General features: G+C 34.6%; 16 protein-coding genes. 8 read left to right on the top strand and 8 right to left on the bottom strand.

Annotated elements, in window-relative coordinates; genetic code table 11:
• Positions 1-138: 138 nt before the first annotated feature.
• The 4 genes from KF896_12885 (at position 139) to trpS (ending at position 11,267) form a co-directional block, all read left to right on the top strand.
• Positions 139-7,662 (top strand): T9SS type A sorting domain-containing protein, encoded by a 7,524-nt coding sequence (locus KF896_12885; GenBank protein ID MBX3044603.1) that lies wholly within the window; start codon positions 139-141, stop codon positions 7,660-7,662.
• A 178-nt stretch (positions 7,663-7,840) separates the two neighbouring features.
• On the top strand, positions 7,841-8,692 hold the full coding sequence (locus tag KF896_12890) for an amino acid ABC transporter ATP-binding protein (protein ID MBX3044604.1): 852 nt from the start codon (positions 7,841-7,843) through the stop codon (positions 8,690-8,692).
• Positions 8,677-10,170 carry an ABC transporter permease subunit gene (locus tag KF896_12895; protein ID MBX3044605.1) on the top strand — a complete coding sequence of 498 codons (1,494 nt, stop codon included), beginning with the start codon at positions 8,677-8,679 and terminating at the stop codon, positions 10,168-10,170. Before KF896_12890 ends, KF896_12895 begins: the two co-directional genes overlap by 16 nt.
• Before the next feature lie 86 nt (positions 10,171-10,256).
• Positions 10,257-11,267: a tryptophan--tRNA ligase gene (gene trpS / locus KF896_12900; protein MBX3044606.1), complete on the top strand. Its 1,011-nt coding sequence runs from the start codon at positions 10,257-10,259 to the stop codon at positions 11,265-11,267.
• Here the strand turns inward: trpS and KF896_12905 are convergent, their stop codons facing one another.
• From KF896_12905 to KF896_12915, 3 genes are all read right to left on the bottom strand, one after another.
• The gene (locus KF896_12905; protein ID MBX3044607.1) at positions 11,268-12,002 is read right to left on the bottom strand and encodes an RNA pseudouridine synthase; all 735 of its coding nucleotides are present in this window, start codon (positions 12,000-12,002) and stop codon (positions 11,268-11,270) included.
• Entirely contained in the window at positions 11,992-12,876 is an 885-nt protein-coding gene (locus tag KF896_12910; protein ID MBX3044608.1) for a bifunctional 5,10-methylenetetrahydrofolate dehydrogenase/5,10-methenyltetrahydrofolate cyclohydrolase, read from the bottom strand. Before KF896_12910 ends, KF896_12905 begins: the two co-directional genes overlap by 11 nt.
• 123 nt (positions 12,877-12,999) lie before the next feature.
• Positions 13,000-14,277: an NAD(P)/FAD-dependent oxidoreductase gene (locus KF896_12915; GenBank protein MBX3044609.1), complete on the bottom strand. Its 1,278-nt coding sequence runs from the start codon at positions 14,275-14,277 to the stop codon at positions 13,000-13,002.
• Between the two features lie 898 nt (positions 14,278-15,175).
• Between KF896_12915 and KF896_12920 the strand changes: the two genes are divergently transcribed.
• The 3 genes from KF896_12920 (at position 15,176) to KF896_12930 (ending at position 18,022) form a co-directional block, all read left to right on the top strand.
• The gene (locus KF896_12920) at positions 15,176-15,934 is read left to right on the top strand and encodes a hypothetical protein (protein MBX3044610.1); all 759 of its coding nucleotides are present in this window, start codon (positions 15,176-15,178) and stop codon (positions 15,932-15,934) included.
• Between the two features lie 15 nt (positions 15,935-15,949).
• The gene (locus KF896_12925) at positions 15,950-16,447 is read left to right on the top strand and encodes a T9SS type A sorting domain-containing protein (GenBank protein ID MBX3044611.1); all 498 of its coding nucleotides are present in this window, start codon (positions 15,950-15,952) and stop codon (positions 16,445-16,447) included.
• A gap of 66 nt (positions 16,448-16,513) precedes the next feature.
• Positions 16,514-18,022 (top strand): T9SS type A sorting domain-containing protein, encoded by a 1,509-nt coding sequence (locus KF896_12930; protein MBX3044612.1) that lies wholly within the window; start codon positions 16,514-16,516, stop codon positions 18,020-18,022.
• 131 nt (positions 18,023-18,153) lie between these two features.
• Here KF896_12930 and KF896_12935 read toward each other — a convergent pair whose 3' ends face one another.
• The 5 genes from KF896_12935 to KF896_12955 all read right to left on the bottom strand — a co-directional run bounded on the left by KF896_12935 (position 18,154) and on the right by KF896_12955 (position 24,009).
• A complete protein-coding gene (locus KF896_12935) occupies positions 18,154-19,431 on the bottom strand; it encodes an META domain-containing protein (GenBank protein ID MBX3044613.1) in 1,278 nt (425 codons plus the stop codon).
• Positions 19,432-19,607: 176 nt separating this feature from the next.
• The gene (gene tnpA, locus KF896_12940) at positions 19,608-20,069 is read right to left on the bottom strand and encodes an IS200/IS605 family transposase (protein ID MBX3044614.1); all 462 of its coding nucleotides are present in this window, start codon (positions 20,067-20,069) and stop codon (positions 19,608-19,610) included.
• A 517-nt stretch (positions 20,070-20,586) separates the two neighbouring features.
• Positions 20,587-21,771, bottom strand: coding sequence for a hypothetical protein (locus KF896_12945; protein MBX3044615.1), 1,185 nt, complete (start codon positions 21,769-21,771; stop codon positions 20,587-20,589).
• An 8-nt stretch (positions 21,772-21,779) separates the two neighbouring features.
• Complete coding sequence (locus KF896_12950; protein ID MBX3044616.1) at positions 21,780-22,331, bottom strand: RNA polymerase sigma factor; 552 nt, start codon at positions 22,329-22,331, stop codon at positions 21,780-21,782.
• 343 nt (positions 22,332-22,674) lie between these two features.
• Entirely contained in the window at positions 22,675-24,009 is a 1,335-nt protein-coding gene (locus KF896_12955) for a UDP-glucose/GDP-mannose dehydrogenase family protein (protein MBX3044617.1), read from the bottom strand.
• A 96-nt stretch (positions 24,010-24,105) separates the two neighbouring features.
• Between KF896_12955 and KF896_12960 the strand changes: the two genes are divergently transcribed.
• Positions 24,106-24,621, top strand: a complete 516-nt coding sequence (locus KF896_12960; protein MBX3044618.1) for a hypothetical protein — start codon at positions 24,106-24,108, stop codon at positions 24,619-24,621.
• Positions 24,622-24,679 lie beyond the last annotated feature (58 nt).

The raw sequence follows: 24,679 nt of genomic DNA on the forward strand, positions 1-24,679 counted from the left end.
TGATATATTCAAAAATAAATTAATTTATCCAAAAAATCAAATATTAAAAATTGGTTTACGATACAATATTTACAATAATTTTACTACTTAAAAATATGTAAGTAACAAAATATACATAATTTTATTGGAGTTTACGGTATGAAAAATCCATACAGAATATTTTGGAGTATGGTAATATTTTTTGGAATGAATACTCTTGCTTTTTCACAAATTTGGCCCAATGGTGAAGACAAATTTAAAACTGATATTAACAAGAGATATAATTTCTATGAAATTCAGGAATCTTTCAACAAATATTGGGAGGGTAAAGAAATCAACCTCCAAACTCCAAAAAATCAGCGTGGCGGCTGGATGCAGTTCAAGAGATGGGAATGGTTCTGGGAGCAAAGAACATTTCCTGATGGAAATTTTCCCGACCCGATGCATACTTACAATGAGTTGATGAAACTACGAAATCAAAAATCAAGTGACAATGAGATTTTACAAGGCTCAGACTGGGAAAATATTGGACCCGAGACAAATACAGGTGGATATAATGGACTTGGCAGACTTAACTGTATAGAGGAAGATCCTGATTATGATGGCACTACTAACCGAACAATTTGGGTAGGGTCAGCAAGTGGCGGACTTTGGAAAACTACTGATGACGGTGCTACATGGACAACTAAAACTGACAAACTACCCTCGCTCGGAATAAGCGGAATATGTATCAATCCAAGCAACAAAAATATTATGTATATCGCTACCGGCGACGGTGATGTAGCTGACACTTACAGCGTTGGAGTACTTAAATCAACTGATGGAGGCGAAAACTGGAATACGACAGGACTCAACTGGACTATTCAAAATAACAGAGTCATTCGTAAGCTCATAATGCACCCTTCAAATTACGATATACTATATGCAGCTACTTCAATCGGGATATTCAAAACCACAAACGGTGGCAATAGCTGGACACAAATGAGCATTAGTCTTACCTACTCTTCCGGTTTTTGGGATATCGAATTCAAACCGGGAGACCCAAATACACTTTATGCAACAAGTACTTGGGAAATAGTAAGAACAACTAACGCAGGAACCAACTGGAGTATACTAACAAGCGGACTTCCATCAGCAAATGCAAATACTTACAGGGCTGAACTTACCGTATCAGCTCATGATGCAAATTATATTTATGCGGTATATGGTTATTATAACTGGGGTGGCGGTACAAGTGCAAATAATTATGGATTGTATGGAGTTTACAGAAGTACAAACAGTGGTACAAATTGGACTACCTTAAGTAACTGGGATAATGACCAGATAAATTTATTAGGCTGGGAAAGTAGTGCTGCAGATTCAGGTGGACAAGCTTTCTATGATTTAGATATTGTAGCCAGTCCTACAGATAAAAATGTTGTATTCATCGGTGGTGTAAATGTTTGGCGAACAACAAATTCAGGTTCCTCATGGTCTTGTGTGGCTCATTGGTATGGGCAAGGAGGAAGACCGGAAGTACATGCCGACCATCATCATCTGAGATTTGCAGGAACATCCAACAGACTATATTCAGGTCATGACGGAGGAATTGACAGAACTACCAATAATGGTTCATCATGGACCTGGCTTGGCTCTGGCTTGAAAATAACGCAATTTTACAGGCTTGGTGTTTCTCAGACAAATTCAAATTTTGTAATTGCAGGCTCACAGGATAATGGAACAAAACTGAAAAAAAATGCTGAATGGTTTGATGTAATCGGTGGAGATGGAATGGAATGTATAATTGATTATACCGATACCAATTATATGTGGGGAGCATTATATTACGGACAAATGAGACGCTCGACAAATGCAGGCAAAAACTGGTCAGGACTAAACAGACCTGAAACTAATGGCGCATGGGTTACTCCTTACGTGTTGCACCCTACGAATCCTCAAATAATGTATGCAGGTTACAGAAATGTATGGGTATCAACTAACAGAGGCACCAACTGGAGTTCTTTATCATCGTTTTCAAACGGAAGTCTGACATTGCTTCACGTTGCTCCATCTAACACCAACCACATTTATGCCGGCTATGGAAGCATCTTGAACCGAACAACAAATGGAGGTACCAACTGGTCATCAATTACACTTCCAACTTCAAGAAGTATTACATATATGGCTATTCATCCGGATAACCCAAATAGAATTTGGGCAACTTTTTCAGGATATACAAGCGGACAAAAAGTTTATTATTCTACCAATGGCGGTACAAGCTGGACAAATATAACAGGAAATTTACCAAACATACCTGTTAATACTATTGTATATCAGAAAAACAGAGATAACCGTGTATATGTGGGAACCGATTTAGGTGTATTCTATCGTGACGATAAAACAACTAACTGGATTGAATATAACCAAAGCCTTCCGAATGTTATTGTAAATGAACTTGAAATTCACCAAGCAGATGGTATTTTATTTGCGGCTACTTATGGAAGAGGAGTATGGAAAGTACAACTGCCGGGAGAGTATTTTACCTTAATTGCACCTACCTTAAACCACCCTCTGAATAATTCAACGAATATTCCTATTGCTGATACATTGAAATGGCAATCTGTTCAGGGAGCTGAAACATATCAGGTACAGGTTTCTATTAATTCATCGTTTGGAACAACTATAATTGATACATCTGTTACTGATACAACTTATTTTCTTTCTAATGCTTCTTTGAATTATTCAACAAATTATTACTGGAGAGTTAGAGCCAAGAGCACAGGACAGGACGGTCCATGGTCTAGTACTTGGTTATTTACAACTGAACAGGTACCTCTTGTAGCACCGGTTCTTACAAATCCTTCAGATAACGCTACAAATATTGATTTGAATATCAATCTCACATGGAATGCAGTACAGGGAGCGCAAGGTTATCAAATTCAGGTATCTCATACTTCAAATTTCGATAATCCATTTACTGATTTGATTTTAGGTAATATTTATCTGGCACTTCTAAGCATTAATCCTGAATACTCTACAACATATTACTGGAGAGTAAGGGCGCAGCGAGGACTTGAAAATGGTCCTTGGGCTAATCACCGACAGTTTACTACAAAACCCATACCGCTTGTAGCACCTGAACTGGTTTCACCGGCAGATAATGCATCAGATGTGACAATTTCTTCAGCATTGAGCTGGAATTCGGTTGCAGGAGCAGATAATTACACTATTCAAATTTCACCGAATTCAAGTTTTAATGAATTATATGCGAATATTACTCAATCAGGTTTAAATTATTCTATTTCTAATTTCAGTCCCGACTATTCCACAGAATATCACTGGAGAGTAAGGTCAAAAAGGGGCAGTGAAGATGGTCCATGGTCAGAAAGCAGAATGTTTATTACTGAACCTATTCCTCTCGTCGCTCCTGCACTAACAAATCCGGCAGACAATGATGATGATGTTGCATTGGATGAAAATCTCGCTTGGAACAGCGTTCAGGGAGCAGATAATTATCAAATTCAAATTGCTCTTAGTTCAAGCTTTTCATCTACACTTGCGGATGTTAATCAATCAGGACAATCGTATTCATTAAGTAATATTTCGCCTGATTACTCTACAGAATATTTCTGGAGAGTCCGAGCTAAACGAGGAAGCGAAAATGGTCCATGGGCTTCTTACAGGCAATTCACTACTATGCCGATTCCACTTGTTGCTCCTGTGCTGACAGCTCCTGATAATAATGCTACTGATGTTCAATTATCAGCAATATTGAGCTGGAATTCTGTTCAGGGAGCCGACAATTATCAGGTTCAGGTTTCATTAAATTCAAATTTCACTACAACGCTTGCAAATGTTACTCAAACAGGACTTAATTATGCAATATCAAATTATAGTCCTGAATATTCTACCACCTATTACTGGCGTGTGCGACCAAAACGAGGTAGCGAAGACGGACCTTGGGCAACTTACAGACAATTTACTACAATGGCAATTCCGTTGGTTGCACCTATTCTCAATAATCCAAACGATAATTCAACCAATATTCCATTGAACGAAAATCTCGCTTGGAACAGCGTTCAGGGAGCAGATAATTATCAAATTCAAATTGCTCTTAGTTCAAGCTTCTCATCTACACTTGCGGATGTTAATCAATCAGGACAATCGTATTCATTAAGTAATATTTCGCCTGATTACTCTACGGAATATTTCTGGAGAGTCCGAGCTAAACGAGGAAGCGAAAATGGTCCATGGGCTTCTTACAGGCAATTCACTACTATGCCGATTCCACTTGTTGCTCCTGTGCTGACAGCTCCTGATAATAATGCTACTGATGTTCAATTATCAGCAATATTGAGCTGGAATTCTGTTCAGGGAGCCGACAATTATCAGGTTCAGGTTTCATTAAATTCAAATTTCACTACAACGCTTGCAAATGTTACTCAAACAGGACTTAATTATGCAATATCAAATTATAGTCCTGAATATTCTACCACCTATTACTGGCGTGTGCGACCAAAACGAGGTAGCGAAGACGGACCTTGGGCAACTTACAGACAATTTACTACAATGGCAATTCCGTTGGTTGCACCTATTCTCAATAATCCAAACGATAATTCAACCAACATTCCATTGGATGAAAATCTCGCTTGGAACAGCGTTCAGGGAGCAGATAATTATCAAATTCAAATTGCTCTTAGTTCAAGCTTCTCATCTACACTTGCGGATGCCACTCAATCAGGACAATCGTATTCATTAAGTAATATTTCGCCTGATTACTCTACGGAATATTTCTGGAGAGTCCGAGCTAAACGAGGAAGCGAAAATGGTCCCTGGGCTTCCTACAGGCAATTCACTACTATGCCTGTACCACTTGTAGCTCCTGTGCTGACGGCTCCTGATAATAATGCCACAAAAGTAATGCTCGATGCAGACTTAACCTGGCAAAGTGTAAGCGGCGCAGAGTCTTACGAGTTGCAATTATCAAGGTTCAGCAATTTCAGCTCACATGTTATTAACAGTAATGTTGGAAATGTTTTATTATTTGATTTAGGGTCAGTATCAATGAACTTCAATACCCTCTATTACTGGAGAGTCAGAGCCATTCGCGGTAGCGATTCAGGACCATATTCCACGACTTATACATTCACAACTCGTCAGGTACTGCAAACCCCTGCTTCTTTGTATCCACCTCATCAGTCAAAGAATATTATGAACTCAGAGATTGCAAGGTGGTCTGAAGTCGAAGATGCAGAAAAATATCATGTTCAATTTGCGACAAGTTCAAATTTTTCAACAATTTTGTACGAAAATGCAAATTTGACAGATACAATGGTCGCAATTAGTTTACTTAATCTAAATATAAATCAGAATGTTATCTGGAGAGTAAGAGCAATAAATTCACTTGAAAATAGTAATTGGAGCACTCTCAGAACATTCTCAGCATATCCTTCTTCAGCATCTTGTGATGCTAAGGCTCTCGTTTGTGGTCCATATATATCAGATGTTACTTTTGGAACTTTGCAGTATCAAAGTGGTTGTGACTGGGGTTATGCAGATAATTATGCTTCACAAACTCTCAATGTAAACAAAAAGCAAACCTACCAGTTTTCAGCAAGTGGAACAAACACAACTGCCAATTCTTTATTCAAACTTTGGATAGACTGGAATGGAGATAATGATTTTGACGATGAAGGAGAGTCTTTAGCAATCATCGGCACACCAGGCTCTGGTCCATTTACGGCGAATATAACAGTTCCTTCATCGGCAATAACAGGCAAAGTAAGAGCAAGAATGGCTATCAGCAATGATAATATTAGCAGTTATTGTGGCATTATCCAAAATGGTGAATTTGAAGATTTCGCTTTGAATATTGCTCCTGCTTTTGTTGTGGCTCCGGATTTAATCTCTCCCCTCAATAATGCAAAAGATATTAAGCTTACAGCGGAGTTTGTTTGGGATGCTATTGAGGATGCACTGAGTTACAACATTCAAATTTCAGATGATCAACAATTTAATAATATTGTTTACCAAACAAACACAGCCTCAACTTCGGTTACACTTTCAAGTGGGATATTATCTTACCGCAAAACTTACTATTGGAGAGTAAATACAGTTGGAAGTCAGAATACAAGTGATTATTCTACTGCAAGAAAATTCGATTCAGAAAAAAGTGTACCCGATGACTGGACTTATATTTCTGATTCAGAAATAAGCAGTGTAGTAAGAGTTCCTATTGGTGCAGATATAAAAATTGGAAATCGTGATATAGATAAAGGTGATGCTATTGGACTCTTTTTTGATGATAATGGTACTCTAAAATGTTCAGGATATGGTATCTGGAATAATGAAACTCTGGATATTACAGTTTGGGGCGATGACACCAAAACTTCTGAAAAAGACGGTTATGATGATGATGAAGCCTACAAATTCAAGACTTGGGATTCACAGTTGGATTTAGTGTATCCTTCAACTGCAAAATTCGAATCAGGTCCAGAAGTATTCCAAAATGATTCTTTAAGCATACTTAGCTCACTTGAATCATCAATAAAATATCAAACTATTAGCTTAAGTTCGGGTTGGAATCTAATTTCCTCATATATTACACCGATAAATGCTTCTATGACAGATGTGTGGAATGATATAAAAGATGACGTTGTTATTGTTAAAGACGGTCTTGGCAAAACATATCTACCGGCATTTGATATAAACGGAATAGGAAATTGGAAACTATTCGATGGTTATCAAGTGTATATGTCTGTCGAAAATGACATTGTTATTGGAGGAAATCAGGCTATTCCTGAAAATGAAGATATTGAGCTTTCTTCGGGTTGGAGTTTGATTTCATACTTGCGTAATTCAAATATGAATGCTGTAACTGCATTCGCCACTCTTACAAACAGCAATAGTCTTGTTATAGCAAAAGACAACTTCGGAAGAACATATATTCCTATGTTTAATATTAATGGCATCGGAAATCTGCTTCCCGGTCAAGGATATCAGGTTTATTTGAGTAGCGCCGCGACACTTACTTATCCTGCAAATCAGCAGGGCAGAATTGCCCCTTTAAATAATTTTACAAATACTGCTGCCGATATCTTGGAGCCAGCTATCTCAAATACAGGTGATAATATGACAATTATTCTGGAGCTTGATAAATTCAACAGCAGGTTTGATATAGGAGTTTTCAATCAAGATAATTTGCTTGCAGGTAGCGCTAAAGTCATTGACAACCGCGCTTACATAACTGTTTGGAATTTCGACAAAAATAACAATTCCGAACATAAATATTTTGAATTGCGTGCTTATGATAAGCTGAAGCATACATATATGAATATAAATCTTGAATCGGTGAAGGACTTATTCAGTAATTCAGATGTAGATATAATCACTTACAGAACAAATTTTGTTTACTTTGCAAAAGGCAGTATTGATTTCGATTTTTCTTCGCCATCAATATCAGCTTATCCTAACCCATTTAATGATAAGTGTGAAATTGCTGTATTTTTACCTGAACCGAGAAATATAGAGCTTATACTATATAATTCAGCCGGCAAGGAAGTTTACAAAATTAATCATTCAGTATCAAGTTCAGGCTTATATAATTTCATAATTGAAGCCGGGATATTATCATCAGGTGAATACCTCGTAGTTGTTAATTACGGAAGTAAAACTTTGTCAGAAAAGATTATCTTAAGTAGATAAAATATCAGATATGCTTATTTTATTTGGGCTGGATATCAAAACAAATTATTGTTATGTAATTCAGCCCTTTTGCATAATTTTGCAGTTTTTGATTAATAATAGAAATAAAATAATTTTAATTTGTTATAATTTATTAAATTTGCTAATATTATTTATACAGATTTAACAACATATTTTAATGACTGATAATTCGAGCAATGGAATAATTTTAGAGGCTGCAAATGTGAAAAAATATTTCGGCGAAGAGTATGTTTTGCAAGGAATTGAACTTCAAGCCCAAAAGGGTGAGATAATATCAATTATTGGAAGGTCGGGTTGCGGTAAGACAACTTTTCTTCGTTGCATTAATTGTCTGAATATTATGAGTGAAGGAGAGATTCGTATAGGAGAAATTACTTTAAAAAGTGAAGAATTTAATAATGAGAAAGTCCATGACGATGCAAAAAAATCAAGTAAAGATAATTATCTGAAAGACTCTCTGCAATTTATTACAAATGATGAAATTCGTTCAAAAGTATTGAAAATCAGACAAAATGTTGGATTTTTATTTCAGAATCTAAATCTTTTTCCACATCTTTCAGTGATTGAAAATGTAATCCTTCCGCTAGAAAAGGTTTTGGGATATTCCTATGATAGAGCAAGGGCTGAAAGTGAATATTTACTCGACAAAGTTGATATGAAAATGATGGCTGAACGAAACTCTTCCAAAATATCAGGTGGTCAGGCTCAGAGGGTCGCCATAGCAAGGGCTTTAGCTGTAAATCCTGATATTATGCTCTATGACGAGCCAACTTCAGCATTAGACCCTGAGCTTGTTCTTGATTTTATAGAGATTGTAAGACAACTCAAAAAAGAAGGAATGACGCAAATTATTGTTACTCATTCACTTGGTTTGGCAAGGAATGTATCCGAAACAATTGCATATATGGATAAAGGTATAATTGTAGAAAAAGGTTCGCCAGATGATTTATTCCAAAATCCAAAAGATGAAAGAACTAAAGATTATATAAGCAAATTGCTATTAAATTGAAAAGAATAATCTACATATTAGTATTATTAATAACAACATCTTCCCTAAATGCAGAGAAGCTGAAATGGGCTGCTGATGCTGAAGGAAATGCTCCATATATTTTTCAGGACCCGCTTACTCCTGATCACCTCATGGGATTTGAAGTTGATTTTATTGATGCCCTTTCAAAATTAATGAATGTAACTCCTGAATTCATTCAAAATCAATGGGATGGTCTTATTCCCGGACTTTACCGGGGAGATTACGATATAGCTGTAAATGGGCTTGAAATTACAGAAGACAGAAAATCTGCAATACACTTTTCAAAACCATATTACGTAACTTATGAGCAGATAGTAACATTAAGCAAAAATCCCGATTATAAATCACTTATTGACTTGAGGAACAAAAAAGTAGGTGCTTTGAAAAACTCGCTTGCGGAAAGAATCCTTCTCTCAGAGCCTGCAATTAAAACACTTACTTATGAAGGTGAGGTCAATGCATTCGAAGATTTAAAGAACGGACGGCTTGACGCTGTACTTGTAGATGCTCCAATTGCTCTTTATTATGCTTCATGGAATTCTGATATGAAACTTACCGGACAACCAATCGGCAAAGTACTTTATGGAGCAGCATTCAGACTTAATGATATTGAGCTTTTAAGCAGAGTAAATAATGCTATTGATTTGATGATAGAAAGCGGTATTTTGAGAGAAATACTTGAAAGATGGAATCTTTGGAATCCACTGATGGCTGAATATACAGATGATTTTGAAGAATCGGAAACAAAACATGACAAGTATGATTATTATATACAGATACAAATCAAAGAAATCAGTTTAGAACAAAGACTCGTCCGCTATCTTACTTTTATGCCGATGATAGCAAGAGCGGCATTAATGACAGTTCAGATTTCAGTTCTTTCTATGATACTTGCGATTGTTTTGGGGCTTTTTATTGTAATTATCAGGCTTTATGCTCCGGTTCCTTTCAGCTCTCTGGCAATAGCTTTTGTGGAGTTTATGCGTGGTACACCTTTATTAATTCAACTATTTTTCATTTTTTATGCCTTGCCATCAATTGGAATAATGCTCTCACCTTTTCTTGCTGCTGTTTTGGGCTTGGGTTTAAATTATGCCGCTTACGAAGCCGAAAATTACAGAGCAGGTTTTAATTCAGTCCCAAGAGGACAAATGGAAGCCGCTCTTGCACTCGGAATGAAAAGGCGTCAGGCTTTGAGATTTGTAATTCTGCCTCAGGCATTCAGAATCGTTCTTCCTCCTGTAACCAATGATTTTATATCACTTCTCAAAGATTCTTCACTTGTTTCGGTTATTACGCTTGTAGAACTGACTAAGCTCTATAATCAGCTTTCAGCAACATATTTTGATTATATCGGAACAGGAATTCTGATTGCAGCGGTTTATTTATTGCTTGGATTGCCTTTTGTTAAGATATCACGCACTCTTGAAAACCGTCTGTTAAACAGAAACAACTGATATTTCGGAAATAATATCGAATTTACACAAAATCAGGATATTTATCGTTATTACGCTTTTAATTATTCAACTTGATACATTCAATTATGGAAAATCCAACAGATAAAAGAAAAGTCATACTTAGTGGTGTCACACCTTCAGGCATTCTTACAATGGGACATCTTGCCGGTGCACTTACAAATTGGGTAAAACTTCAGGAGCAATTCGATTGCTACTTCATGATCGCTGACCTTCATGCAATAACTGTTCGCCAAAATCCTGCCGACTTAAGAAAAAGAACTCTTGAAACTGCAGCTATGTTTATTGCTGTAGGTATTGATCCGGAAAGGAGCACCTTATTTATACAATCTCACGTTCCGGAACACGCTCAGCTTACATGGGTGCTCAATACTTTTACCGGTATGGGCGAATGTAGCCGTATGACTCAGTTTAAAGATAAATCCCAGCAACATTCAGAAAATATCAATGTCGGACTTTTCGATTATCCTGTTCTTATGGCTTCTGATATTTTGCTTTATCAGGCTGACCTTGTACCTGTGGGCGAAGATCAGAAGCAGCATCTTGAACTGACAAGAAATCTTGCTCAGCGTTTTAACCATAATTATTCAGATACTTTCATCGTCCCTGATCCATATATTCCTAAAGTCGGAGCCAGGATAATGAGTCTTCAGACTCCTGAGAAAAAAATGTCAAAGTCAGATTCAAACCAAAATTCGATTCTATTTCTTACTGACAGCGATGAAGTTATCAAAAATAAAATTAAGCGTTCGGTAACTGATTCAGGTTCTGAAATCAAGTACTCACCTGAAGACAAGCCCGGAGTTTCAAACCTGATTACACTTATGCACCTTGCTACAAACCAAAGTATTAAGGAAATTGAACAGAATTTTCAGGATAAAGGATACGGCGATTTCAAGCCTGCAGTGGCTGACGCTGTGGCTGATTATCTCAAACCAATAAGAGAAAAATATAATGAACTGATGAGTGACAAAGACCAGCTCATTGATATTTTAAAAACAGGCGACGAAACTGCCCGTCGCACAGCCTCGAAAACTCTCAGAAAGGTTTACAAAAAAGTCGGATTCGTTCAGTTTTAATCAGGCGTATTTGCGAAGCAATTTAATTAATACATCGAAATCCTTTGGATATTCAGATTCAAGTTTCATTTCCGCACCATCGGGATGGATAAATTTCATATACTTAGAATGTAGAGTAAGCCTGTTTATGACAGGCTTTTCTGTTTCATTCTTTTGCAAATTGAATTTTCTCTTAATTGAAGAGAGATAAAATTCCTTGACACCAGAATACATTTCATCAATGAGCAAAGGATAGCCTGTTGTACTACAGTGAACTCTGATTTGATGCTGCCTTCCAGTAATAAGATTACATTCTAAAAGAGTAGCCAATCGAAATTTCTCTTTCGGTCGAACAACAGTTATAGCATATTTACCGCGAGCTGACGGAACCATCCCACCTTTTCCGTTGGGATTTGCCATAATAGGAATGTCAATTTCCAATTCATCATGATTGAAAACACCACGAACTACCGCGTGATAGACTTTTGTAAGAGAATGTTCCATAAACTGCTCATTGAGAAATTTATGTGCTTCAGCATCCTTTGCGAAAATTATCAGTCCGCTTGTTTCCTTATCAATTCTATGCACAACAAAAATTGAGGGATAGACAGATTCCAAAATTCTGACTATACTTTTCGCCATACGGTCAAACCTATCGGGAAGTGTTAACATTCCGGCAGGCTTGTTCAGAGCGATAATTCTCTCGTCTTCATAAATTACATCTATTCCGTAGCTTTCAAGTGTTTTATGAGGCATAACGTCCTATGGCTGAATCGTAAGTATTTGACATAAGCATTGCAATTGTCATAGGTCCTACTCCTTTTGGTACAGGAGTTATTAAGTGCGATTTTGGAGCAACTGTTTCAAATTCTACATCACCAACCACTTTATAGCCCTTAGGCTTGCTTGGGTCATCAACACGGTTTATACCGACATCAATGACAACAACACCTTCTTTGACCATATCACCTTTGATAAACTCAGCAACTCCGATAGCAGCAACCAAAATGTCTGCCTGTTTAGTAAACACACTTAAATCCGGAGCAGCAGAATGGCAAAGAGTAACAACAGCATTAGCATTTGGAGATTTCTGAAGCATCAGATTTGCTATTGGTTTGCCGACAATATTACTTCTTCCGATTACTACAGCGTGTTTTCCTTTGAGATTTATTTCATATCTTTTGAATAATTCCATAATACCTGCCGGTGTGCATGGAACAAATCCCGGAAGACCGAGCATAAGTTTGCCGGCATTAACAGGATGGAAACCATCAACATCTTTATCCGGTGAAATTGAATTTAAGACTTTAAATTCGTTAATCTGTTTTGGAAGTGGGAGCTGAACTAAAATCCCATGAATTTCAGGGTTATGATTCCAATTGAAAATTATCCCAAGCACCTCTTCTTCACTTGCTGAATCAGGCAATCGCTCAATAATTGAATGAAAGCCAATTTCGCCACAAGCCTTGAATTTCATATTAACATAAATTTCCGATGCCGGATTATTGCCAACCAGCAATAGAGCCAATCCGGGCTTGATGCCTTTTTCGGAGAAAAGTATTTCCGATTTTACTTTAAGTTCCGACCTTATTTGGGCGGCTACTGCACTACCATCAATGATATTTGACATTTTATTTACATTCTGTTCAAAAATAATATTCACAAAAATAACAAACTTATTTCAAATATTAGAATAATTGCTGTAAATTATATTTTTTTTTAAACAGGCTCCCATCACTTACTGAATTATAATTTAATTTACTAAAGGATTTTGATTATCCGGCTTTTTACTGTAAACTATCAATCTTGCTCCCGGACGGTTTGTGACATAATACCAAATCCACTCAATCATAACGCGAAAACGATTTCTAAAGTCAATTAGAAAAAATACATGTATGAATGACCACATCAGCCATGCAAAGAGCCCCTTAAATTTCAGTGATCCAACCATTGCAACGGCTTTTGCTTTACCTATGGTTGCCATACTACCCTTGTCAAAATATGTGAACGGCTTTCGTTCTTTTTTGGCTAAAGATTTTGAGATGATTGCTGCAACATACTTTGCTTGTTGAATAGCAGCAGGTGCTATACCCGGAGTTTCCTTTCCATCGGGATTAATATGTTTTGCTGCATCGCCAATTAAAAAGACCCTGTCATTTCCGGTTATTGATAAATCCGGTTCAACGATAACTCTGCCGGAGCGGTCAAGCTCCACACCCAAGGTTTTAAGTATTGGTGAAGCTGAATTTCCGGCTGCCCAGATTATATTGTTAGTTTCAATTTTCTTGTCTCCAGCCATGACATAATCTTCAGCAACTTTATTTATTCGAACTCCGTTTAAAACTTCAACCCCAATTGATTGCAATGCAGACTTAGTGTAATTGGAAAGCTCGTTAGGATAAGATGCAAGTAAATTCTCACCTGATTCAACAAGTATAACCCTTATATCACTTTTTTTAATAATTGGAAAATCACGAAGCATAGTATTCCGTGCTATTTCGGCAATTGCACCTGCCATTTCCACGCCTGTAGGACCTCCGCCAACAATTACAAAAGTCAGATATTTGTGTGCCTTAGAAGTATGATAATACCTTTCAGCAAGTTCAAATGAATATAGTATATTTTCTCTGATTTTAAGTGCATCACTCAGACTTTTTAACCCCGGAGCGTAGTTTTCCCATTCATCATTACCAAAATATGAATGTCTTGAGCCGGGAGCAACTATCAGATAATCATACTCCAAACTGCCACTAATCATAATTACTTTTCGCTTGATGGTATCAATTGACAATACCTCATTCATAATAATATTCACATTTTTATATTTACTCAAAACAGAGCGGATTGGCACAGCAATTTCACCCGGGGATAAAGCCGATGAAGCTACCTGATATAATAATGGCTGAAATAAATGGTGATTATTCTTATCTATCAAATAAACCTGAACTTTACTTTTACTAAGACTTTTTGCCGCTTGAATCCCCCCGAAACCACCACCGATGATAACAACTCTTGGAATTGAAGTCTGCATTTGATTTTGTTCCTGAATTCACAATAATTAATATATGCTAAGAATATTATGTTATAATATTATTGTATATATTTTATAATACTATAATATATTTTGTAGAACGCTAAAATTATTGTCACTACTCAGGTGAAGAATATATTAGTGTATCTCACAAATTAATTTATGAAATTTCATTTCTTCCAAGCACTATTTATAATCCGCGAAATCTTTTAATCAGAATAATCCGCGATTCAGACAATAATTGGGAAAAAGGTGGAGAAATTTTCTGATAGTGAAAAAAATTCGTTTGCACATTATTTAAAAATTACTTATTTTAGTAAAAAGATAATGGTAACTAAGAAAAAATATGATTTTGATAGGTAAATATCATAAAATTTATAGTAACATTGCCCTATCTCTTGGGGCAAATATATATCTTTTTGCCATTTTGTTATCTGCATATTTCAAACGCTTTATCTCTCCTTTATTACTTCAGCAGAAAAAGAATTTTTGTTTAATAAATTTTGTCTCAACGAATTCTCAACGAATTCTCAACGAATTCTCAACGAATTCTCAACGAATTCTCAACGAATTCTCAACGAATTCTCAACGAATTCTCAACGAATTCTCAACGAATTCTCAACGAAAAGTATTTTCACAAAATTAAAATTTTTATTTTATTTGAGGAGCTTAAAATTCCCGGAATTACGATTTAGCGGCAGATAAGATTTACAAAATATAAATCATTTCTGTCGCAAAATTGGATGATGCTGGACTTAGGCATAATTATTTATGAGTCTTTATTTGTTTTCACTTCAACGTCTTAAGTTATGATTTATATATATAAAAATAAGAAATTTAAAAATGTTGAGGTAGATGTAGTTTTTATAATTTTTAAAAAATATTTAAAGGATTCACAATGTATAAATTAGAATTTATCAAATTAAAAAAAATATTATATAGTTTATTTTTCATAGTAATTGGATTTGCTTCAACTATTAACTTAGTAAAATCTCAGGATATAAATTGTACTGAATGGGATGCGAACTGCGATGATCCAGGAGGTTGGCAGTCATCTTTTAAAGATATAGAAGCTGATGGCTTTCCAGGATGCAGTCTGCGAGTAAATTATAAATGGAGGCAATGTATCGGACAAACGCCTCATACAACTCAATGGGTTATTGAAAGTGTTTTTATATTAAATGGGACAAGCTGTACAAATTTAATTTTATGGCTTACAAACAATGGTACTGGAATTACAAGTAATAATATCAGTGAATTAAAAAGGAGTATAATCAGACAGATAAGCCTTATTAATTTTATTGCCTGGTATGATAATGCTATACCCGCCATAAAAGCACAAGTGGAATGCGGAACCGGTTATCATGTTAAAACAACATATTATCAAAAAGTATGTGCAAAAGTATGCTTTTCTTCATTTGATATCGGTGGTGAACTTATATATAGTCTTGTTGAAGTCCCATGTATTGATTCACAAGGATGTTGCGGAATTACATATAAATATTGTATGTTGAATGGAGTGCCTCAGATAACTACAGAAGTTACCGGACATGAAATTAACTGTTACGTTTCACCTTTTCCGGACCCAAGTGGTTGTCCTATAAATACTGTTGACCAGGAAATCATTGATTGTCATGATAATTGTGTATCAGAATAATACGGGATTAATTAAATGAAAAATATAATTATTTTTATCATATTTATATTCTGCTTTTGTAAATCTGTAATGAATAGTCAGGAATTAAGCGCTGTTCTTACAAATTCAAAAGGAGAAGTTTTCAAGACGTATAATTCAGGAAAAAACTGGACTCAAGTTTTACCTGATAATTTAACTGCTGTACTAACGCGATCTAACGGAGAGAAAATTATTACTGAAAATACCGGTAAAAGTTGGAAACTTCTTAGGGAATCAACAACTGACATAGGTTATCCAATTTCTCTTTCTCCAAATCCAGCTTATGAAAAAATCACGATTGAACTACCGGCTATTTCTAAAAATTCTGAAATTATCATAGTCAGCCTACTTGGAAAGATAATGTGCAGATTGTCAACGAACAATTCTTCAACAATGATGTTGGATGTTAAACATTACCCTGATGGTATTTATTTTGTTAAAATCATGCAGGACAATAATTTACTTGGTTTAAATAGATTTATTAAGTCAAGATAATTTTTTGGGAGTGGTTTAATCTTTGAATTAAACCACTCAATTATTTTTTAATTTAAAAGGTGTATTATGAAATTTATCTTAACAGTGTTTATAATTGTTATTTTGAACATATTCAAAATATTTTCTCAGGATATTATTTCCGAAAATAATTACGATGTTTCTTTTGAATTCCCGAATGCATTATCAAAAAATGTTTTTTTTTCGAGTTTTTCCTATTACCAATGTATCAAAACCAATGATAACGGGTTATTATTCGTATTTGATAATTATTTCAATTATATAAATAATAATACTTTATCTGAGCTAACATTTCCATCAATAGCAAAAATTGATAATGAGCTAAATTTTCAATGGTTGACAGAGTTAAGAGGTTCAAATAATATTGTAAATTATTCTTTAAATTCAAAAGATGAAAATATTGAATTATATGGAAGTATCTGTACAAGGGGAGGTGCTGAAAATGGATGGGACGGGTGCTATCCTGTAGTTTTAGAACTTGACAAATTTGGCAATAAGAAATCGGAAAAATTTAATCTTAGCAGTTATAGTCTTAATCATTCAAGTACTAAATTTTGGATAATCGGAGATTATTTAAATACAATATATAGTGACGGGGAAAGAATGCTTCATGATATAATCAATAAAGATACTTACGAGTTAACCAAAAGAGATACTATTTTTAGTGACCCAAAAAATAATGAAAATAAGATAGATGTTTCTTATAATGTTAATGAATGGCAATTTATTGACGAAGAGAACATCATACTACATGGTAATACTATTAGATTTGAACAAGGAATTAAAATGCAAGGTTTTGCAATGATATACAACAAGTCTGAAAAATCATATAAATTTATAGAAAATGAGTTATTTGATTCCGAAGAATCTACATCATTTGTGTTTGTTAATGAGACCAAAATAATATTATATAGTAGGTCATACATTATCATTTTAGACAGAGAAACATTATCAGAAATAAGTTCTGTTGCGACAGTAAATCTTGGCATTCCAAATTCACAGCATTCTGGATTAAGATCAATTGATATTACAGAGCAGAACGAATTAATACTAAGTATTACAAACTACAATGCCAAAGATATTTATTATTCAGTTATCAAGACTGATATTGATTTTAATGTTATCTGGCGGAATGACTTTATAAATGATTGTCACTTAAGTTCATTAACAAGAATAAGAGCCCTGCCAAATGGGATTATAGCATTTGCTACAGTATGTAATGATTCACTCAAATTAAAAATTATTAAGGATAACACAGTAGGGGTTTCAGAAGAAATAAATCACAGCGGCAAATTATTGATTTCACCTAATCCCGCAAGTGATTTTATTACAATCAGTTTTAAAACTTCGGAAGTTTTGGAAACTTCCGAAGTTTCTTCTGTGCAAATATTCGATATGCTTGGTTTGGAGGTAGCACAGACGCCCTCGTCTGTGAATAATATGAAAAATACTCAGACGGGGGCGTCTGAGCTACTAAGAATTGATGTATCTCATCTGCAACCGGGCGTATATTTAATTCGCTTAGGCAACAGAATTGAAAAGTTTGTTAAGATGTAACATAGTTAAAAGTTAAATGTTATTGAGTTGAAAGTTAAATCCGTCTTCGCAACAAAGGGCTTCAGCCCTTTGCGATGGTAGGTGAAGCCAAATAAAGTTGCGCCACACTTGTGAGGTGTGGCACATTCTTCTTACTTCTTCCTGAAATACAAAACCGTATATTTGGGATGGTTGGTTACAATTGTTAGGTTAGTTTCACTTAGGTTATACTGATATGCGGAGCTTAAAGCCGATGTGTATTGAAGTTCCAAATCATCTCCACAATAAGCTTCTGTAATCACCATATCCTTAAATGATAAGTTATTATCTGATATTGAGTACATAAAACCGTAATTATTACAATTCAAGCGTCCGCTGCCGGTGTTTGAACCATCAAATTTCATAGTGTATTTGTTATTGTTTTTATATTCGGGTGTGAAGAATGCTTCCATTGCTCCAATAGAATATCCAAACCACTCCCAAGAAGTACTCTGCAATATGCTTTCAGATTCACCTAAATGAATTTCCTCTGTGTCGGCAAATTCGATTGGTTCATTTCGCTTTTCAAGTTTGACGATATGTACCGGATAACCGATATCATCTGTGCCGATATATGGAATATAATATTTGGAATAAACCGTAATTTTGCCATCTTTCAGCTCAATAGCCGGAATTAGTATGTAATTGCTACCGCTTGAGCTTGAGCCGTAATGTGCGATAATCACCATATCTTTGCTGTAGTCAATATCACCGATAGTAACAGGTATTTCATTACCGTTTCCGTCATAATTGTATGAACGCACTTTCGATAAAAATTCTGATTCATCTGCTTTACTTTTCAGAACTGTAAAAATTTTGTTTTCGGAAACAATTCCATGTGATTTATTGAAAATCGTTGTAAATGGTAGTAATTGGCTATCATCTTCTACTTCTTTCACAATTTTTGTTTCTGCAAATTCGACTGCACCCTCAGTTCTTTTAACAGCTACAATATGTATAGGGTAGCCAATGGACAAATCGCCAACTTCAGGATGAAATTCCCTTGATTCAACAAATAATTTATCCTGATTATTAACTATTCTTGTTATCTCAAAAGTAATACTGCTACTTGGCTTAGCACCTCTTGACATACATATCAACATGTCTTTTGAAAAATCAATTTGATTTACTCTAAATTTCAAATCTGAAAATTTTTCGTAATTAGCCATATCTTCAATAAAACTATTCATAAAAGTATTAAATTCTGATTTTGACCTAAATACAAAATTTACAGGTTCTTCAAACCGAAAACTATGGTTACCTTTGAACAATGTTTCAAAAGTAGTTTCCTGTGTCATTTTAAGATTATCATCTAATCCCACAGGGTCTTTGCATGCTCCTAAAAAAAGTAAGGTAAGCATTGCAACAGTCAAAAATATTTTCTTTTTCATTTTAATAATCTCCTGAATTATTTTTAAAATTTATTTTCTCGAAATTTAGTTACGAAGTAGCGTACCATTAATAGCAATAACAATTACTAAATTGTTTTAGCAGCGTAGCTGCATACCATTAATAGCATAATAAAACACGAATTCGGCGTAGCTACATAGTAGCGATCCCAAAAACATCAATCAAAAAAATCAAATAAATATTCTTCCTTGTAAACAATACTAAACTTCTCCAAAAACTCGACATATTCTTCTTTAAACGTCTTCTTCTTGTGATGCAGTTCCTGATTCAAAATGTACTTAACAACTGCATCAATCTGACTTATTGAGTATGAAAACGCACCATAGCCTACTTGCCATGAAAATTTTCCTCGCACCCATTTCATATCATTGATATGTTTAGATGACCCTGCCTTAATATCACGCATCAAATCAGATAATTTAATATCAGGGTTTAGGGATAATAATATATGAACATGATCTGGCATACAATAAATTGCTAATAATTTTTGATTTCTGTTTGACACAATACCTGTAATATATTTTTCCAATTCATTCCTAAAATTTTTTGTTATCAAGTTGTCTCTGCTACTAACGGAGAAGACAACCTGAATGTAAATTTGTGTGTATGTATTAGCCATAATTTTATTCCATTTTTAAAAAAAGGTCGCTACTACGTAGCTAAATAAAGACAATGTTTGAATTTTACATTCTATTAATTGGTCGCTACTACGTAGCTTTAGATAATTTAATGCAATCTTCTATTAATAGTTCGCAACTACGTTGCTTTTCCTTTGAATCATGTCGTATGTTATTAATAGTTCACAACTACGTTGCTTTATTCTTTGAATCACATCGTATGCTATTAATGGTTCACAACTACGTTGCTTTTTCCCTTGAATAACATCGTATGCTATTAATAGTTCGCAACTACGTTGCTTTTTTCTTTGAATCACAACGTATGCTATTAATAGTTCGCAACTACGTTGCTTTTTTCTTTGAATCACAACGTATGCTATTAATAGTTCGCAACTACGTTGCTTTAACATTCTTAATAGCAGCGTAGCTGCGTACCATTAATAGCAATAAAATTTACCAAATTGTTTTAGCTACGTAGTAGCGTACCAAAAACTCCTATTCATAGAACAATACAATCTATTAAAATCTATAACTTATGCCATAATTAAATCCGAATTTAGGTGAATTAAATATTGTGCCTTTGTAACTGTAAGTCATATTGCTGAGCTCACTGCTAATATTTAACATAAAATTATCACTAATCCGATAGCCCGCTCCTACCATCAGGCAGGAGACAGCACCAACCTCATTGCCACCGACAGAAACCTGTGCAAATGGTATGACCGGACTATCGGTATCATAATGATAAGCAAGATTTACTGATAAAGTCGTAAAGTTAGGTTGCTGCTCAATTATTGTATATTGATTTAATTCATCAAAGAAATCAAATTTCTGAAAAAATGTCTCTCGTCTTAAATCAGCACCTAAAGAAATTCCACTTTCGAAGTTGTATTTAATATCAATTGTCATATTGTGAAAATCAGCAAATTTTGAAGGTGTGATTGTAGCTGCCGGAATATTCCAGTATTGCGAATTTCTAATCTCAATACTAAGAGGCAAACCACTAATAATATCATCTGAGATTTGATTATATACGTTTTGTTCAATATGAACAAAATTATTTAAATGATTTGTTCTTTCAGATATATTAATATTCACTGCTTCATCTAACAAATACTGACTCTTAGAAATATTAATATAACTATTATCATTTTTTTCAAAATTGTGTGTAATAGAATTTTCTTTTCTCGTTTTCTCCTCCCTTGCTGTTGAAATCATACTAATTGATTTTGTGTCATTTGAATTTAAGTTTAATTTCTCAATTGTTGAATTTTCAGACTTATTTTTGACTGAATCAGGCATAACCCAAGATTCAACATTTGAACTGATAAGGGGTACTTTATTCATATCTGATTCTTTTTGAAATTTATATCCGGAAATATCAGAAATTCCAAATATCAATAATGCTGTTAAAATCGAAGCTGCAATTGGCATAAAAACAGGTGAAGATTTGATTGTTTGAAGTAGCCCAATAAAACCGCCGTTAAAACTTGTAATAACAACAGCTCCAAAAATCTTATCAGTGCTTGACTGGGGAATATAATAACCTTTTGAAATTGCAGAACTGGAGCGGTTAAGTGATAAAAGCTGCCTGAAGTCTTGTCTTAGTTCATCATTAGATGCAATTTCAAAAAATAAATCTTTTTCCTGTAATTCGGCAAGATTACCATCCAATAATTCATTTATTAATTCAAACTTTTCCATTTTTTTGCCTATTTAGATAAATCTTTCAAATATGGTTGCAGAATTTCAATAATTTTTCGTTTCGCTCTTAGTGTTCGTACTTTAGCGTTGTCTGCAGTAATACCAAGTTTTTCACCAATCTCGTTATATGATAGTCCTTCAAATTCACGCATCATGAAGCATTCCTTGTAAAGAGGTTCAAGTAAGTCCATAGATGATAAAATCAGTTCAATCATCTCATTTTTACCAATTTTATCATCATTTTCGCACAACATAGATTCATCAATTTCAATATTTCTTTTTTTTGTTCTTATATAATTCAGACACAAATTTTTCGACAAAGTAAGCAAGTATGCCTGAATATTCTGAATTTCCTTTTTTTGCGCGACATCAAAGAACTTAATGAATGTATCCTGAAAAATATCTTCAGCTGCATCGGCATCCTTTATGTAAGTTCCAATAAACCCATGAATCAAGCGACTATACCGCAAATAAATTTCTTTAAATGCTTCATCGCGGCTTTTTCGTTTGCCTTTCATCAATTCAATAAGTTCAATGTCGCTGTAATTTTTCAAATTCATAAAATTATTTTGTTTACTTTCTACTATATAGACACATTAACTTGAAAAAAGGAACAAATATTTTTTTAATAAACATAATTTCCTGAAATACTGTTTTAAAAAGTGAGATGTCTTACCTAATAAAATTTACTATATTGCAATTAGTTGCAAATATTTTTATTTATTAAATTAATTACAAAGTCGCATAATAATAATTGTTTCATATTTTTAATTGCTTATTCATGGAACTAAAATAATCAAAATTAAATATATAAAACAAATCCCGACTAATAATGGTAGCCGGGATATCTGTTTCATTTAACACCAAATTCTATCTTAACATTATTAATATTAAATTTTCAAACTAATCAACATATTTTCTGCCAATGCTGTAATAACTAAATCCTTCGGCTTCCATTTCTTCGATTGTAAATAGATTTCTACCGTCAAAAATGATATTATTCTTCAGAGATGATTTAATTTTCTCAAAATCGGGATTTCTAAATACTGTCCATTCGGTTACAATAATAAGCGCCTCAGCATTATCAACGCAATCATACATATTTTTATGATATGAAATTCTATCTCCGAAAATTAATTTGGTATTATCCATAGCTTCAGGGTCGTATGCATGAATTTCAGCACCTGCTTCGAGTAATCTTTCGATGATTCTGAAAGCCGGAGCTTCACGCGTATCGTCAGTATTCGGCTTGAATGCAAGTCCCCAAATGGCAAACTTTTTACCTCGCAGGTCAGTTCCAAATTTCTCTATAACGAGCTCAGCAAAACGTGCAATCTGATTCTCATTGACTCTATGAGCAGCTTCAACTATGCTTAGCGGTGTGCCTGCAGATTCAGCAGAGTACATTATTGCTCTTACATCTTTGGGAAAACATGAACCTCCATAGCCAACACCTGCAAATAAAAATCTCTTGCCAATTCTGGTATCAGAGCCGATACCAAGACGTATTGAATCAATATCGGCACCTACTTTTTCGCAGTATGCCGATAAATCGTTCATAAATGATATTTTGGTCGCAAGGAATGCATTTGCCGCATATTTCGTGACTTCAGCACTCTTTTCGTCCATAATGTAAATTGGATTTCCACTTCTGACGAAAGGCTTGTATAAATCCCGCATAACTTCAGCAGCTTTGAGATTACTTGTACCAACAACAATTCTGTCAGGCTTCATAGCATCTTCGACAGCAAAACCTTCTCTCAAAAACTCTGGATTGGATACAACGGAAACATTATTACCTGCTATAGCGTTATCAAAAATATCCTGGACAATTTTGGAAGTTCCGACAGGAACAGTGCTTTTGTTTACAACAATTTTTTCTGCTTTTGGATCCGTAGTTTTTAAGATTTCAGCTATATCTGCGGCTACTTTCTTGACGTGCTGCAAATCAGCTGAGCCATCTTCGCTTGGAGGAGTTGGAAGGCATAGGAAAATTATATTGCAATTATCAACAGCCTGCTTCAAATCAGTAGTAAAATAAAGTCTTTCATCACGAATATTGCTTTCAAGCATATTGCTAAGTCCCGGTTCATAAATAGGACATACCCCTTGTTTGAGCTTCTCTACTTTATTTTCGTCAATATCCACACAATAAACATAATTTCCGGTTGCGGCAAAACAAGTCCCCGAAACCAGACCAACATATCCTGTACCAATAACACCAATATTATAAGCCATTTTAAATCCTCATTTTAATCAAAATCAATACTTTAGAATATTCAAAAATAAGAAAATTTGAAATAAATTTCGTTAATTTTCGTATTTTTGTACATAATGAAAAGGTTATTTATAAATATCGTGTCATTTTCAATGATGATTGTAATGTTTTTTGCAGTCATGGGATTGCAATTGCATTATCATACTTGCGGAAAAACAGGAGAACGAACCTTTGAAATTATCGAAACTCCACATTGTGCATGCGAAACTGAATCAGTTGTTCATACTGAATCCTGCTGTCATAGTGGTGAATCAAATCATAATTCATGCTCATCGAACAAAATCAATGAACAATCCGGACTTTCAATTAGCTCAGTTGGATGTTGTCAGGATGAGATTTATGAATACACTCTCAAATCAGCATATTTAGGATCCATAGCAAAACAAATAAATATTCAAACAAATATACAATTTATTCATCATTTTAACAGCATAAAGCTTAAATATGATGAATATCTTTATAAATTGAATAAAACCAAAGAAATACTGCTTCTGCCCCGTGACATTGTCCTTGAAATAATCAGGATAATTCACTGCTCCGATAATCGCGGCAGCATACCGCTATCACTTTAATATTACCTCAAATCAAGGTATAAATCATTAATTCTGAATAAATTCAGAGTTATTCTTT

Source organism: Ignavibacteriota bacterium, from assembly GCA_019637995.1.
Classification (GTDB): domain Bacteria; phylum Bacteroidota; class Ignavibacteria; order Kapaibacteriales; family UBA2268; genus JANJTB01.